General features: G+C 68.8%; 14 protein-coding genes. 9 read left to right on the top strand and 5 right to left on the bottom strand.

Annotated features, from left to right (window positions below):
- The first annotated feature begins 95 nt into the window (after positions 1-95).
- The 4 genes from ACIA49_RS40880 to ACIA49_RS40865 all read left to right on the top strand — a co-directional run bounded on the left by ACIA49_RS40880 (position 96) and on the right by ACIA49_RS40865 (position 2468).
- The gene (locus tag ACIA49_RS40880) at positions 96-758 is read left to right on the top strand and encodes a hypothetical protein (RefSeq protein ID WP_396383748.1); all 663 of its coding nucleotides are present in this window, start codon (positions 96-98) and stop codon (positions 756-758) included.
- Entirely contained in the window at positions 755-1438 is a 684-nt protein-coding gene (locus tag ACIA49_RS40875; RefSeq protein ID WP_396383747.1) for a dienelactone hydrolase family protein, read from the top strand. The genes ACIA49_RS40880 and ACIA49_RS40875 overlap by 4 nt, the downstream gene beginning before the upstream one ends.
- Positions 1435-1923 (top strand): glutathione peroxidase, encoded by a 489-nt coding sequence (locus tag ACIA49_RS40870; RefSeq protein ID WP_396383746.1) that lies wholly within the window; start codon positions 1435-1437, stop codon positions 1921-1923. The genes ACIA49_RS40875 and ACIA49_RS40870 overlap by 4 nt, the downstream gene beginning before the upstream one ends.
- A 62-nt stretch (positions 1924-1985) precedes the next feature.
- Positions 1986-2468, top strand: a complete 483-nt coding sequence (locus ACIA49_RS40865; RefSeq protein ID WP_396383745.1) for a VOC family protein — start codon at positions 1986-1988, stop codon at positions 2466-2468.
- On the opposite strand, the gene ACIA49_RS40860 is transcribed toward ACIA49_RS40865, so the two are convergent.
- On the bottom strand, positions 2465-3727 hold the full coding sequence (locus ACIA49_RS40860) for an HRDC domain-containing protein (RefSeq protein ID WP_396383744.1): 1263 nt from the start codon (positions 3725-3727) through the stop codon (positions 2465-2467). The two genes, ACIA49_RS40865 and ACIA49_RS40860, sit on opposite strands and share 4 nt — an antisense overlap.
- Positions 3724-4326, bottom strand: coding sequence for a DUF3000 domain-containing protein (locus tag ACIA49_RS40855; RefSeq protein ID WP_391541662.1), 603 nt, complete (start codon positions 4324-4326; stop codon positions 3724-3726). The genes ACIA49_RS40860 and ACIA49_RS40855 overlap by 4 nt, the downstream gene beginning before the upstream one ends.
- Positions 4327-4457: 131 nt before the next feature.
- Between ACIA49_RS40855 and hemE the strand changes: the two genes are divergently transcribed.
- From hemE to ACIA49_RS40830, 5 genes are read left to right on the top strand one after another with little or no spacing between them, the layout of a single operon-like run.
- Positions 4458-5504, top strand: coding sequence for a uroporphyrinogen decarboxylase (gene hemE, locus ACIA49_RS40850; RefSeq protein ID WP_396383743.1), 1047 nt, complete (start codon positions 4458-4460; stop codon positions 5502-5504).
- A complete protein-coding gene (locus ACIA49_RS40845) occupies positions 5491-5994 on the top strand; it encodes a GNAT family N-acetyltransferase (RefSeq protein WP_396383742.1) in 504 nt (167 codons plus the stop codon). Before hemE ends, ACIA49_RS40845 begins: the two co-directional genes overlap by 14 nt.
- Positions 5991-7400: a protoporphyrinogen oxidase gene (gene hemG, locus ACIA49_RS40840; RefSeq protein WP_396383741.1), complete on the top strand. Its 1410-nt coding sequence runs from the start codon at positions 5991-5993 to the stop codon at positions 7398-7400. Before ACIA49_RS40845 ends, hemG begins: the two co-directional genes overlap by 4 nt.
- Complete coding sequence (gene hemQ / locus ACIA49_RS40835; RefSeq protein WP_396383740.1) at positions 7397-8092, top strand: hydrogen peroxide-dependent heme synthase; 696 nt, start codon at positions 7397-7399, stop codon at positions 8090-8092. Before hemG ends, hemQ begins: the two co-directional genes overlap by 4 nt.
- A 29-nt stretch (positions 8093-8121) precedes the next feature.
- Positions 8122-8469 (top strand): VOC family protein, encoded by a 348-nt coding sequence (locus tag ACIA49_RS40830; RefSeq protein ID WP_396383739.1) that lies wholly within the window; start codon positions 8122-8124, stop codon positions 8467-8469.
- Positions 8470-8523: 54 nt separating this feature from the next.
- On the opposite strand, the gene ACIA49_RS40825 is transcribed toward ACIA49_RS40830, so the two are convergent.
- The 3 genes from ACIA49_RS40825 to ACIA49_RS40815 all read right to left on the bottom strand — a co-directional run bounded on the left by ACIA49_RS40825 (position 8524) and on the right by ACIA49_RS40815 (position 13398).
- On the bottom strand, positions 8524-10497 hold the full coding sequence (locus ACIA49_RS40825) for an AAA family ATPase (RefSeq protein WP_396383738.1): 1974 nt from the start codon (positions 10495-10497) through the stop codon (positions 8524-8526).
- A gap of 28 nt (positions 10498-10525) precedes the next feature.
- Positions 10526-10942: a peptide-methionine (R)-S-oxide reductase MsrB gene (gene msrB / locus ACIA49_RS40820; RefSeq protein ID WP_396383737.1), complete on the bottom strand. Its 417-nt coding sequence runs from the start codon at positions 10940-10942 to the stop codon at positions 10526-10528.
- Between the two features lie 65 nt (positions 10943-11007).
- Entirely contained in the window at positions 11008-13398 is a 2391-nt protein-coding gene (locus ACIA49_RS40815) for a lamin tail domain-containing protein (RefSeq protein ID WP_396383736.1), read from the bottom strand.
- Positions 13399-13469 lie beyond the last annotated feature (71 nt).

Here is a 13469-nt window from a genome sequence, read left to right as displayed (position 1 = left end):
ACTCGTCGGTAACAGAAGCGCCCAACCGCCACGCGTTGTGCGGCTGCTCACACAGGCGCATGCTGAGACGACAGGTACTGATCGGGAGCTGTTCTATGAACAACCTTGAGCTGTCAGTCCCGGTTCTCAGCCGGGGGAAGCACCGCAATCCGCGCAAGGGCGCGTGCTTCATGGAGTTCGCCTCGTATCTGGCGGGGGAGCCGTGGTCCGACCATCCGAGCTGCACGCACGCGCTGCTGGCTGGGGTGGCTCGCGATGTCAATGACTGTACGTCGGACGCCGGGCGCACCCGGCTGGCGCCGTTGATCCCGTCGGTGATCGGGCTGACGCCGGACGACCCACACGTCGTACCGCGGGTGACGGCGCGGTGCATCCAGCATGCGCTGCCCGTGGTGTCGCAGGAGCGGCAGTACATCCTGGCCGTCGCGCTGATCGTGGGGGAGCGGCAGTTGGCCCTGCTCGACGGGCGGCCGATGGACGATCTGGAGCCGGCGTCGCGCGAGGCGCTGGAGTCGGTCCCGGCCGCGACCAAGTGGGCGCGGACCTTCACCTCGCGGGCTCATCGCGGTACGCCGGACTTCGCGCGCCGTACCGCACCGCGGGCCGTGTCGTGTGCGGTCGAGGGGATCTCGCAGGCCTGCGTGTCGAACCCGGATGAGCGGCTGTTCAATCTGCTGACTGCGGCCATCGGAGAGACCAAGGCCTGGGTACCCGTGAAGGAGCCAGTTCGGCACGAGGTCGTACGCTTCACCGTGTGACTCGTGCTAATAACCTGGAGATCGATACCGGCTCAGGATTGATGCTAGTCCACGAGTGGGGTGACCCTAACTCGGCCACACCCGGAATCCTGTTGCTGCAGGAGATCTTCGGGGTCTCGCCGTACATCGAGCAGCGCGCTGCGGAGCTGTCCGCGCTCGGGTACTACGTGATCGCCCCGGAGATCTACTGGCGCCTGGATGACGTCGACCTGAGTGACGAGGACGCGCCCGATCTACTCGAGCGCGCGGTCGGCACCATGCAGCGGCTGGACTGGGATCAGGCGGTGGTCGACTCGGTCGCCGCACTCGAATACCTGCGCGGCCGCGATCGTCGTACCGGCATTGTCGGCTTCTGCTTCGGCGGCGGGCTGGCGTTCAACGTCGCCGCGGTGTCGTCGCCGGATGCGCTGGTCAGCTACTACGGCTCGGCCCTGCCGAACCTGCTGCACCTCGCTCCCGACGTGACCGCGCCGAGCCTGCATCACTTCGGTGACGCCGACGACTACATCCCAGTGGACGTGGTGGTGCCGGCGCTGGTCGGCGCCGAAGTTCACCGTTACCCGAAGGCCGGACACGCCTTCGACAACCCAATGCCTGCCTTCCACGACACCGACGCCTCGGCGCTGGCGTGGGAGCGCACTGTCGAATTCCTCTCTCGCACTCTGCAAGGAGCTTCATGACCCTGTACGACATCCCGCTGACCACGCTGTCCGGTGCGCCGACCTCGCTCGGTGACTACAAGGGCAAGGCCGTTCTCGTGGTGAACGTGGCCTCCAAGTGCGGCCTGACGCCGCAGTACGAAGGTCTCGAGAACCTGCAGAAGACCTACGAGTCGCGCGGCTTCACGGTGCTCGGCGCGCCCTGCAACCAGTTCGGTGGTCAGGAGCCCGGTACCGCCGAGGAGATCGACACCTTCTGCTCCACCACGTACGGCGTCACCTTCCCGATGCTCGACAAGCTCGAGGTCAACGGCGACGACCGCCACCCCCTGTACGCCGAGCTCACGCAGACCGCGGACGCCGCCGGCGAGGCCGGTGACATCCAGTGGAACTTCGAGAAGTTCCTGATCAGCCCCGACGGCACGGTCGCGGCGCGTTTCCGCCCGCAGACGACGCCGGAGTCTCCTGAGGTCGTTTCGGCGATCGAAGCCCAGCTCACGAAGTAGAGGCCATAACCTGTCCTGTTCTGCTCCTAGCGTGGCGATCACCAACCACGAAGGAGCAGAACATGACCGTGCCGCACATCCCCGAGGGCTATCACTCGGTCACGCCGTGGATCATCGGCCGTGACACCGCCGGCTTGATGGATTTCCTCGCCGGGGCCTTCGGCGCCGTCGATCTCGGCGGCCGCGTCGTCGACGACCAGGGCCGCATCGGCCACGCGGAGATGCGGATCGGCGATTCCGTGGTGATGATGTTCGACAAGCCGAACTGGACGCCGACCCCGGCGTTCCTGCGTCTCTACGTCCCGGATGTCGAGCAGACCTTGAAGAACGCGGTCGCCGCCGGCGGCACCGTGATCACCGAGCCGACTCATCTGTTCTGGGGTGACGTCGTCGCTCGCGTGAGCGACCCCTTCGGCAACCTCTACTGGCTGCAGTCCCGCATCGAGGTCGTTGACCCGGACGAGATGACCCGCCGCCTGAGCGACCCGAAGTTCATCGCCGCCATGGAGTACGTCCAATCCGCCCTCTTCGACCCGGCCGGCTAGTCGAGGTTTGTGGCCGGCTCGGTGGCGATGGCGTCGGTGAGGACGGGGGCGGTGAGGGCGATCTGCCAGTCGCGGGCGTGGTGGTCGCGGAGGAAGGTGGAGACCGCGGTGAGGTCCGCGTCGGCTGGTGGGGTCCAGGCGAGGCGGCGGATGGTGTCGGGGGAGAGGAGGTTCTCCGTCGGCAGGCGGTGGGCCTCGGCGATCTCGGCTACGGCGCTGCGGGCGGCCGAGAGGCGCGCTGCGGCATCGGGGTCGCGGTCGGCCCAGGCGCGGGCGGGAGGCGGGCCGTCGTACCGGGGGCCTTGTTTGGGGAGTTCGGTGTCGGGGAGGCGGCGAGCGTGATCGATCGCCTCCCACCAGGTGCGCATGTGGCGGTGAGCGCCGCGACCCTTGAAAGCGGTGAGCTTCTGCAGGGTGTCGCGGTCGGTCGGCATCGCGGCGGCGGCCTCGACGATGGCGGCGTCCGGCAGGATGCGGCCGGGGGAGATGTCGGCGGACTCGGCGATCTGGTCGCGCGCCTCCCACAACGCCCGTACGACGGCGAGGCTGCGGCGATTGCGGACCCGGTGCATGCCCGAGGTCCGGCGCCACGGATCAGGCTTCGGCTCCCGCGGTGGTGCGGACAGGATCGCGGCGAACTCCTGCTCGGCCCACTCCCACTTGCCTTCACGGCGCAGCTCGGCCTCGATGGCGTCGCGGAGCTCGATCAGCATCTCGACGTCCAGAGCGGCGTACACGAGCCAGGGCGCGGGAAGCGGGCGGGTGGACCAGTCGGCGGCCGAGTGCTCCTTGCGCATCCGGTAGCCGAGGACCTCGCTGACGAGTGAGGCCAGGCCAACCTTCGGGTAGCCGAGGAGGCGGCCGGCGAGCTCGGTGTCGAAGACCTTGCGCGGGACCATGCCGACCTCGGCGAGGCAGGCCAGGTCCTGGTTCGCGGCGTGAATGATCCACTCCGCGTCGACGATCGCGTCACCGAGAGCGGACAGGTCACCGAACGGGATCGGGTCGACCAGCACGGAGCCGGAGCCCTCGCGACGCAACTGGACCAGGTAGGCCCGGTGCGAGTAGCGGTAGCCGGATGCGCGCTCGGCGTCGACGGCGACCGAGCCGGTACCGGACCGGAAGGCTTCGATCACCTCGGCGAGCGCAGGATCGGTGTCGATGACCTCGGAGAGGCCGTCGCGCAGTTCGAGGAGGGGCAGTTCCGGCGCCGGATCTTCCTGAGCGGCCGGTTGCTGCTGTGGGTCGGCCTGGCTCATCGGCCCCGCTGACCGCGCCGGGTCGGCATCGCGACCACTCCCGGCGGAACCGGCGGCAGTCCGGCCGCCGTACAGAGCGTTTCACCCCACGCCTCGGCGTGTTTCGTCACGTCCACCAGTCCACCAGGTCCGGGCACCGGGCTCCAGGATGCACGGATCTCGATCTCCGCCGTCGCCTCGTCGTCGGCCATGCCGCCGAAACTCTCCGATACCACGCGGGTGACGGTACCGCTCGGGGCCAGGTATTCCGCACCCCGGTCGGCCAGTGCCTCCATCAGCCAGGTCCAGCCCACGCCACCGAGCAGCGCGTCGGTCACCATCTCCGGTTCGACGGCAGCACGCACATACGCGACACAGCGGAAGGTCGACTGCCAGGCGTCGTTCCCGGCCGGGTCGTAGAGGACGACGAGCCGACCGGTGGCGACATCGTCGCCGTCGATCGTCACATCGGCGCTGACCGCGGCCGCGTGCGGAGCGATCCGTTGCGGTGCGGGCATCTCCTCGACGAATACTTCGGGCCGGAACCGGGCACCGCGTAACTGCGCCACGGCCTCGGTGAACTCCGCGGGTGGCGCGTCGACCTGCTTGCGGGCACCCATGCTTCGCAGCCTACGACTGATTACGCACCGACGCCTGTTTAGACGCGCCGGTAACCAACCGCAGTCGCGGACAAAACCGGAACCCCCCGGGCCCGGAAAACCCGTTCGGCACCGCGTGGGATCATCGTGACGTGCCTTCGACGCCTGCCCGTTCCCCCTTCCTGCTCGCCGCCCGAGGCGAACCCGGCCCGCACACCCCGGTGTGGTTCATGCGGCAGGCCGGCCGCGCACTGCCCGAGTACCACGCGGTCCGCGAGGGGACCACAATGCTCGAGTCGTGCCTGCGCCCCGACCTCGTCGTCGAGATAACGCTGCAGCCGGTACGCCGTTACGGCGTCGACGCGGCGATCTTCTACTCCGACATCGTGACGCCGCTGAAGGCGACCGGCTTCGGGGTCGAGATCAAGCCCGGCGTGGGTCCGGTGGTCGCGGACCCGATCCGCGACCTGGCCGGGCTGGCGGCGGTTCGCCCGGCGACTCCGGCCGAGCTGTTCTACCTCACCGAGTCGGTCCAGGAGCTGGTGCGGCAGCTCGGTGACACCCCGCTGATCGGATTCGCGGGCGCGCCGTTCACCGTGGCGTCGTACCTGGTCGAGGGCGGGCCGAGTAAGGACCACGCGAAGACGAAGGCGCTCATGCACAGCGATCCGAAGCTGTGGCATGCGCTGGCCGATCGGCTTGCCGATGTCGCGATCGCCTGTCTGGTCGCGCAGGTCGAGGCGGGCGCCTCGGCGATCCAGCTGTTCGACTCGTGGGCCGGTGCGTTGTCGCCGCGGGACTACGAGCAGTTCGTCCTGCCGCACTCGGCGAAGGTCTTCGAGGCGCTTTCGGCGTACGACGTACCGAAGATCCACTTCGGGGTGAACACCGGTGAGCTGCTCGGCCTGATGAGCGCGGCCGGTGCCGACGTGGTCGGGGCCGACTGGCGGGTGCCGCTGGACGAGGCCGCGCGCCGGATCGGTGGCGCGAAGCCGGTGCAAGGCAATCTCGACCCGGCGCTCCTGCACGCGGGCTGGGAGGTGCTCGAGCCCGAGATCGATCGCATCCTTGCCGAGGGCAAGGCGGCTCCGGGCCACATCTTCAACCTCGGTCACGGTGTTCCGCCGAATGCCGATCCTGAGGTGCTCGGACGCATCGTCAAGTACGTCCAGGCGAAGTCGGCTCGTGCTGCTGTCTGAGTACGGCGTCACTGTCGAACAGCTGGGCGTGGATCACGCGGACGCGCTGCTCGCCTTCGAGCTGGAGAACCGCCGGTACTTCGCGGCCGCGATCGCTGACCGCGGTGACGAGTTCTTCGCGACCTTCGCGGACGGGTTGCGGGCGCGGCTCGCGGAGCAGGCGACTGGCGAGTGCCGGTTCCACGTGCTCGTGGAGGCCGACGGCGCGATCGTCGGCCGGGTGAACCTGGTCGACCTTGAGGACGGGTCGGCCGAGCTGGGCTACCGGATCGCCGAGCGTGCTGCAGGGCGTGGGCTGGCGACCGCCGCCGTTCGGGCGGTCACGCAGCTGGCGGTGAAGGAGTACGGCCTGCGCCGATTGACCGCCGGTACGGCGCAGGCCAACGTCGCCTCGCGGACCGTGCTGGAGCGGGCGGGATTCAAGTTGGTCGCGGAAACCCCAGGTGTGCGGCCGCAGGCCGCGTACGAGCTGAGCTTGGAGGGTTTGTGAGCCGGGTTGTTGTGGTGGGCGGCGGGATCAGTGGGCTGGCGGCTGCGCACGCGTTGGCGACTGGGCCCAATCCGCCGCGGATCACGGTCCTCGAGGGCTCGCCGCGGCTCGGCGGGAAGCTGGCCGGGGCGGAGATCGAAGGCGTGCCGGTCGACCTGGGCGCCGAGTCGGTGCTGGTACGGCGGCCTGAGGCGCTCGACCTGATGAAGGCGCTCGGGCTCGGTGACGAGGTGGTGCACCCGGCAACGACCTCGGCCGGGCTGTGGGTCGGGGACCGGATCCGCGCGATCCCGCCCACCGTGATGGGTGTGCCGGTCGATCCGGCCGCGTCTGCCGACGTACTGGGTGAGGCTGCCGCTGAGCGGGTCGCGCACGAGGCCGAGCTGGCCCCGCCCGCGTTGACCGAGGACGTGGCGATTGGGCGGTTCGTTGCCGAGCGCATGGGTTCCGCGGTGACCGACAAGCTGATCGATCCGCTGCTCGGCGGGGTGTACGCGGGTAAGGCGGAGGAGATCTCGCTGGCGGCCGCCGTCCCGGATCTGTATGCGAAGTTGCAGACGGCGCCGAGCGTGCTCGCTGCCACTGCTGAGCTGCGGGAGCTCGGTCAGAAGCGCGCCGGCCAGCCCGTGTTCGGCGGCCTCGTCGGCGGGATCAACCGCCTGATCACCGCGCTGGAGCAGGACCTGCTCGCTCGCGGCGTGGTCATCCAACGACAACTCACGGTACGGCGGATCACCCGCACCCCGGATGGTTATGAGCTGGAAGCCGGTCCCGTCCCCGCGCCGACGTACCTGACCGCGGACGCCGTGATCGTGGCCACCCCCGCAGCCCCAGCGAGCCGGATGCTGGCCGGATTGGTGCCCGAGGCATCGACCGAGCTGGCGAGCATCGACTACGCGAGTATGGCGATCGTCACGCTGGCGGTGCGCAAGGAGGACTGGCCGGCCACAGCGACCGGTTCCGGCTTCCTTGTCCCGTCGGTGGAGCAGCGCACGATCAAGGCCGCGACGTATTCGCATGCCAAGTGGCAGTGGTCGAGCGCCGCCGGGGGAGACCTCGCCGTACTGCGGACCTCGGTCGGCCGGCTCGGTGAGGAGTACGTGCTGCAACGCTCCGACGACGAACTCGTCCGCCTCGCGACCAGCGATCTCGGGCAAGCGATCGGCCTGCAGGGACCCGTCGTCGGGTCTCTCGTCACCCGGTGGGGCGGGGGCCTTCCGCAGTACGCCGTCGGTCACCTCGACCGGGTCGCGAGGATCGAGGCGGCGGTGGCTGATCACCCCGGGCTGGCGGTCGCCGGAGCGGCGTACCGGGGTGTTGGGATCGCAGCTTGCGTGGCGTCGGGTGTGAAAGCGGCCACCCGGGTGCGTGGTTTCACCGATTCATTGGAGACAATGGCCCCGTGACGGAGAAGCCGAAGGCGCGCGAGCTGAACAATGTGATCCGCTACACGATGTGGTCGGTCTTCAAGGTGGAGACCCGGCTCGGTGACGTGGACCGCGACGAGCTCACCGCCGAGCTGAACGAACTGGTCGGCAAGCTGGCGGCCGACGACGTGGTCATCCGCGGGTTCTACGACGTCGAGGGGCTCCGCGCCGACGCCGACTTCCTGGTCTGGTGGCACGCGCCGACCTCGGACGCGCTGCAGCAGGCGTACCACGCGCTGCGCCGCTCGCGGCTCGGCCGGCACCTCGCGCCGGTCTGGTCGCAGCTCGCGCTGCACCGGCCGGCCGAGTTCAACAAGAGCCACATCCCGGCGTTCCTGGCCGACGAGGAGCCGCGCGCGTACGTCTGCGTGTACCCGTTCGTCCGCTCCTACGAGTGGTACCTGCTCCCCGACGAGGAGCGTCGCTTCATGCTCGCCGAGCACGGCAAGATGGCCCGTGGCTACCCGGACGTCCGGGCGAACACGGTCGCCTCGTTCGCCCTCGGCGACTACGAGTGGATGCTGGCCTTCGAGGCCGACGAGCTGCACCGGATGGTCGACCTGATGCGCGACCTGCGCGCCTCCACCGCCCGCCGGCACGTGCGCGAAGAGGTGCCGTTCTACACCGGCAAGCGGACCGAGCTGGGCGAGCTGATCGCCAACCTGGCGTGATACACCGCAAGGCGTTCCCGGTGCTCTACGTGAGCAACGTGCGAAAGTCCGTCGAGTTCTACGCCCTGCTCGGCTACGAGATGACGTATCAGTTCCCGCTGGAGGGCGACCCGCACTACGTCGGCCTGGAGCGCGGCGACTCCTCCCTGGGGATCGCCGACTCCAACTGGCCGGAGGCGCAGCTCGGCATCACCGTCGGTACGGCGCCCCGCTTCGAGCTGTTCGTGTACGTCGACGACGTCGAGGCCGAGGTAGCAGTCTTCCGCGCCGCCGGTCACCCCGTCCTCCAAGAGCCGGCGACCATGCCCTGGGGCGAACGCCAGGCCTACCTGGCCGACCCCGAAGGCAACCCCGTAGCCCTCGCCACCCCCATCTGAGCCGTAACGTCCGAAGAACCGGAGGCGGGCCCTCCGATCCTTCGGACGTTGTGATCAGGTACCGGGCTTTTGGAAGAGGTAGTCCTCGGCGCGCATGGACATGGGCGGGCGGACGTCTTCGGGGAGGAGCTCGCGGAGGTCCTTCTCGGTGAGGGCGTCGGGGTCGCGGGTGGATAGGCGCGTGGCCTGGTTGGAGATGGCTTCTTCCAGGACGTTGCGGATGAAGCGGCCGTTGCCGAAGTTGTGGCCTCGCGGCGACGGCGGAATGATCGAGCGGACCACGTCCAGGACGTCGTCGCCATACGTCATGCCCTTGTAGCGCGCCTGCAGCTGGAAGATCTCGACCAGCTGGTTGGTGTCGTACTCGGCGAACGACAGCAGCTTCGGGAACCGTGACGCCAGACCGGTGTTGGACTCCATGAACCGCTGCATCTCCCGGTGGTACCCGGCGACGATCACGATGCAGTCGTTGCGGTGGTCCTCCATCAGCTTCAGGATCGTCGCGATCGCCTCGAGTCCGTAGTCACCCGGGCTGTTCTCCGGGACCAGCGTGTAGGCCTCGTCGACGAACAGCACGCCGCCGATCGCCTCACGGAACTTCTCCGCGGTCATCGGCGCCGTCGTACCGGTGCTGGATCCGACCAGGTCGGACCGGTCGACCTCGACCACGTGACCCTTCTCCAGTACGCCGAGCTGGTGGTAGATGCGGCTCAACAGTCGCGCGATCGTGGTCTTCGCCGTACCGGGCTTGCCGACGAACACCATGTGCCGGGCGCGCTCGTGGCTGGGCAGCCCGAGCTCCTGGCGGCGCAGGTTGGTCTTCACCTCGGCCACCATCTTGCGGACCGAGTCCTTCACCGACTCCAGCCCGACCAGCGAGTCGAGCTCAGCCAGCGGATCGTTGGTGAAGTCGACCGGCCCCAACGTGACCGGCTTCTGCTCCTTGGGCGTGCCCTGGACGTTGTCCCACGCGGACGAGAGCGACGTCTCCTTCTCCTCCACCGCGGCCGTCGGCCGGCGATCCCGGTCGAGCAGCCGGAAGAGCGCATCCAGATCAGGGATCAGCGGATCCGGCCACGGCGCGTCCCCAAGCGCACCCGACAGGTGCACGGAGACGCGCGTCGCTGCCGCAGCCCAAGCCCGGGCGGCAGCGCGCTGATCATGCCGTACGGCGCGCGCCAGCCACTCGGTGTTCGTATTCAGCCATGCCTGAGGGCGGAAGCCGGTCCGGGCGGATGCGAAGGCCTTCTCGACGTCGTGAGCCGCCGGACCGAGGATCTGTGCCACTCCCGGCGGAAGGTTGGTGAGCCGGCCGGCCAGGATCATCCCGGCCATCAGTTGGGCGAAGTCGCCGGCATCCTCGTCCGGGATCGTCATCAGCAACTTGGCGTGCGCGTCCCGCAGCGAGTTCAGCGAGTACTTGAGCGCAGCGTTCGGACCGGCCAACTCAGGCAGTACGGCGAGTTCAGCCGCTGTGAGCGCGGTCGTCCGCCAGTACTGGATGATCGTCGGGTAGTCCGCCGTCATGTGGATGTGGATCGCCTCGCGGTCAGCGAGGACCCGGTCGAACGCGGCCGTCAGCGCCTTCGCACGAGCGGCCAGCGGAGGCGCGTCGACGAACATCGCCACCACATCCCGCGACACCTCGACCGCGTGCTTACGACCCTGCTCGCGGAAGCCCTGCGCACCCGCCAGCACTTGCAGCGGCCAGTCGGTCGCCGCAACCCGGACGATGTGCCCGGCACCACCGAGCTGGTACGGCGTCCGCTGGAACTCGCGCGTGAGCACCGCACCGAGATCGGCATGATCGCCATGCAGGACCGGGATCCACCCGGCCAGCAGCGGCGCCACCTGAGCGGTGAACCAGACGCCGGCCGGCGTCCCCTTCGCGAACCCCGCGAAAGCGTCAGGACGCAGCGGCCGCAACGACCGCTGGTCCTGTCCCCAGCCGTGCATCCTCTGCCGGACGGCCGTCACCCAAGCCCCCGGCACCTCCCATGACTGCTCAGCACCCAGGACATCCAGCACCGTTGCAGTCTAGTGGTCTAGCAGCCGATCACTCCGGCTGCAGGCTCAGGCTGACGCTGTTGATGCAGTAGCGCTGGTCGGTCGGGGTGCCGTAGCCCTCGCCCTCGAAGACGTGGCCCAGGTGCGAGCCGCAGTTCGCGCAGCGCACCTCGACCCGCTTCATGCCGAGCGTGGTGTCGGTGATGTATTCGACCCGGTCCTCGGCCAGTGGCGCGAAGAACGACGGCCAGCCGCAGTGCGAGTCGAACTTGGTCTCGCTCCGGAACAACTCGGCGTCACAGGCCCGGCACTTGTAGACACCGACGGTCTTGGTGTCGGTGTACTCACCGGTGAACGGACGTTCGGTCCCGGCCTTGCGCAGCACCTGGAACTCGGCGGGGGACAGCTGCGTCTTCCACTCCGCGTCAGACTTCTGTACGGCGTACTGCTTGGTGGAATCAGTCACATCACCAGTATCGGTGGTCCGGGCAAGAAAACCCCGCCCAGACCACCGACGTAAGGCTCACGCAATCAGTGGATCCAGGACGGGAGCGGGATCACCCGCACCACCTGGGGGTCGTGGTCACTGATCTGGTCCGGGAACTCCGCGCTCATGTGCACGACGTCGTACGTCGAGGCCGGCCGGAGGTTCTGGGAGATCAGGATCTGGTCGAGGATCTGGCTGTTGCCCTCGAACACGTAGCTGTAGCGCTCCGGCAGCGGCAGCGTCCGGGGCATGTCGATCAGTGCGGTCTTGCCCGCGCCGACCAGGATGTTCGTGGTCTCGGAGAAGTCGAAGTCGTTCAGGTCGCCGAGCACGATCACGTTCGCGCCCTTGTCCTTGGCGAACAACTGGTCGACGAACCCACGGACCGCCTGCGCCTGCTCGTGCCGCTTGGGCGCGGACGACTGGACGGGCGGCTGGGTCCGGCCCCACAGCGGCGTGTCGCCGCCCTTGGAGCTGAAGTGGTTGACCACCACGAACAGGCTCTGGCCGAGCCAGGTGAACTCGCCCGCCAGCGGCACGCGGGTCGCGGCCCAGGCCGGGTTGGCCGGGTCGACGCGGCCGGGGGAGGCGCTCAGGTGCGGCCGGCCGAACCGGTCGGTGGTGACCGTGGTCGCGACCGTCGAACCGCCGCCCGCGCGGTCGACGAACTTGACCGGCCGGTCGGTGCGGTACAGGAACGCGACCCGGATGTTGCCGCCCGGCTCGCCACCCTCGGCGTTGTTCACCGGGTCGATCTGGCGGTAGGCGTACTTCGGTCCGCCGGCCTTCACGATCGCCGCGGTCAGCAGGTCGAGCGTGACGTTGGCGGCCGTCGTACCGGAGTTGGTCGCACCGTCGTTGTCCTGGACCTCCTCGAGCCCGATGATGTCGGGCGACGCGAGGTTCTTGACCACGGCCTGGGCGAGTCCGTCGAACTTGGCATCACCGTCGGACGGGTCCAGGTTCTCCACGTTGAAGGTCGCGACCGAGACCTGGAGCAGCGAGGACGCCTTGGTGGCCTCCCGCTTCACCCCACCGTCGATGACGGTCGGCGTGGTGGTCGGCAGCAGCTTGAAGTTGCCGAACGCATAGTCGACGACACCGGCGACTGTCCCGGCGAGCTTGTCGCCGGTCTTGGCGTCCGGGATCGGGACGAGCAGGTCGTCGAGCAGGATCCGCTCGGGGTTGCTGTCGGTCGGCTGCAGCAGGATGCCGCCGCGGACGGTCCGCAGACCGGACCCGGCCGGTACGACGGACAGCTCACGGAACGAGCTCGTCGGGCCGGTCACCTCCGGCGTGTTGATGCCCGTCCACATGCCCTCGAGCGACTCCCAGAAGTCCAGGCCGTCCTGCGCAGGGTCGAACGTGCCGGTGGTCTCGACGTCACCGGACGAGTCGTTGTCGATCACGGTTGCCGGGGGAACCCGTCCACCTGGACCGACGATGGTCGGAGCCGGTACGGCGGCCTGCCCGGTGACCGTGATCTTCGCCTGCGTCAGCTCGGTCGTGGTGAGGTTCGTGACCCCACCCGAGCCGCCCGGCCGGAACTCGGACACGGTGCCCGCGACGTTGAGCGCGTCACCGACGTTGACCGTCGGCGCCGAGCTGGTGAAGACGAACAGGCCCTCACTGGTCGCCGGGTTGTCGTCAGGCTCGGTGTCCTGGAACCAGAAGCCGTTGCCGCTCTTCGCGATCACGACACCGGTCACGTTGCGAACCGGCTTGCCGTTCAGCGGCGAGAGGTGCGCGGCGCCCTGGATGTCGTGGATCTTGGCGTCGATCGGGTCCGGCGGCGGCGGGGTGTTGGTGAGCAGCTTGGGCGACGGCGCGACCTCGGCGAACTCCGCGGCGTTGTTGTCGGCATCCGTGGTCGGCACCTTGCGGGTGGCCGAGGTGGTGTTCGAGGTACCCGGTGCGGCGGCCGTCTCGAAGTCGTTGGCGGCGCCGTACCCGACGAAGTCGATCACGCCGGGCGCGGTGGCGCAGCCGGTTGTGCAGCTCAGGCTGGTGGCCGTATTGACCAGGGCGACCTTGCCGGAGGCGGCGGACATGTTCACACCGCCGGTGGCGTCCGGCGTCGGCAGCGGCTGCCCGTTGGCGCCGCCGGACGCGCCCTGCGCGAGGTACACCGCGCCAGGGGCGATCGAGCCGGTCAGAGTGATCTTGTTGGTCCACGAGGTACCGGCCGCGGAGGCGTACTGGATCGTCCAGCCGGTCAGGTCGACCGGGGCCGCGCTGTTGTTGGTCAGCTCGACGAAATCGTTCGTGTACGGCGCACCGCTGTTGCCGCCACCGCCGTACACCTCGGTGATGACGACCGAAGTGGACGCGGCGCCCGCCGGTACGGCGCTGAAGACAGCCGCTCCGGAGGCGATGAGTGTTGAAGTGATCACCAAAGCACCCAGGCGGCGCTGTGATCGGATGAGGGCAGACATGTCGCGGATTCTCACACCCGGACAGGTCCCCGCCAAGGTCCAATACGTGAACAGCTGGTTGTTGCTCACGA

It is taken from the genome of Kribbella sp. NPDC051587 (assembly GCF_044453945.1).
Classification (GTDB): domain Bacteria; phylum Actinomycetota; class Actinomycetes; order Propionibacteriales; family Kribbellaceae; genus Kribbella.
Note: the sequence above shows the minus strand (reverse complement) of the source record. Positions and strands in the feature narration are given on the sequence as shown.

Bases quoted from the DNA above. Each gene is read 5' to 3' on its own strand.
- ACIA49_RS40880 (WP_396383748.1), top strand. From the start codon at position 96: ATGAACAACCTTGAGCTGTCAGTCCCGGTTCTCAGCCGGGGGAAGCAC.
- ACIA49_RS40870 (WP_396383746.1), top strand. From the start codon at position 1,435: ATGACCCTGTACGACATCCCGCTGACCACGCTGTCCGGTGCGCCGACC.
- ACIA49_RS40865 (WP_396383745.1), top strand. From the start codon at position 1,986: ATGACCGTGCCGCACATCCCCGAGGGCTATCACTCGGTCACGCCGTGG.
- ACIA49_RS40860 (WP_396383744.1), bottom strand. From the start codon at position 3,727: ATGAGCCAGGCCGACCCACAGCAGCAACCGGCCGCTCAGGAAGATCCG.
- ACIA49_RS40855 (WP_391541662.1), bottom strand. From the start codon at position 4,326: ATGGGTGCCCGCAAGCAGGTCGACGCGCCACCCGCGGAGTTCACCGAG.
- ACIA49_RS40815 (WP_396383736.1), bottom strand. From the start codon at position 13,398: ATGTCTGCCCTCATCCGATCACAGCGCCGCCTGGGTGCTTTGGTGATC.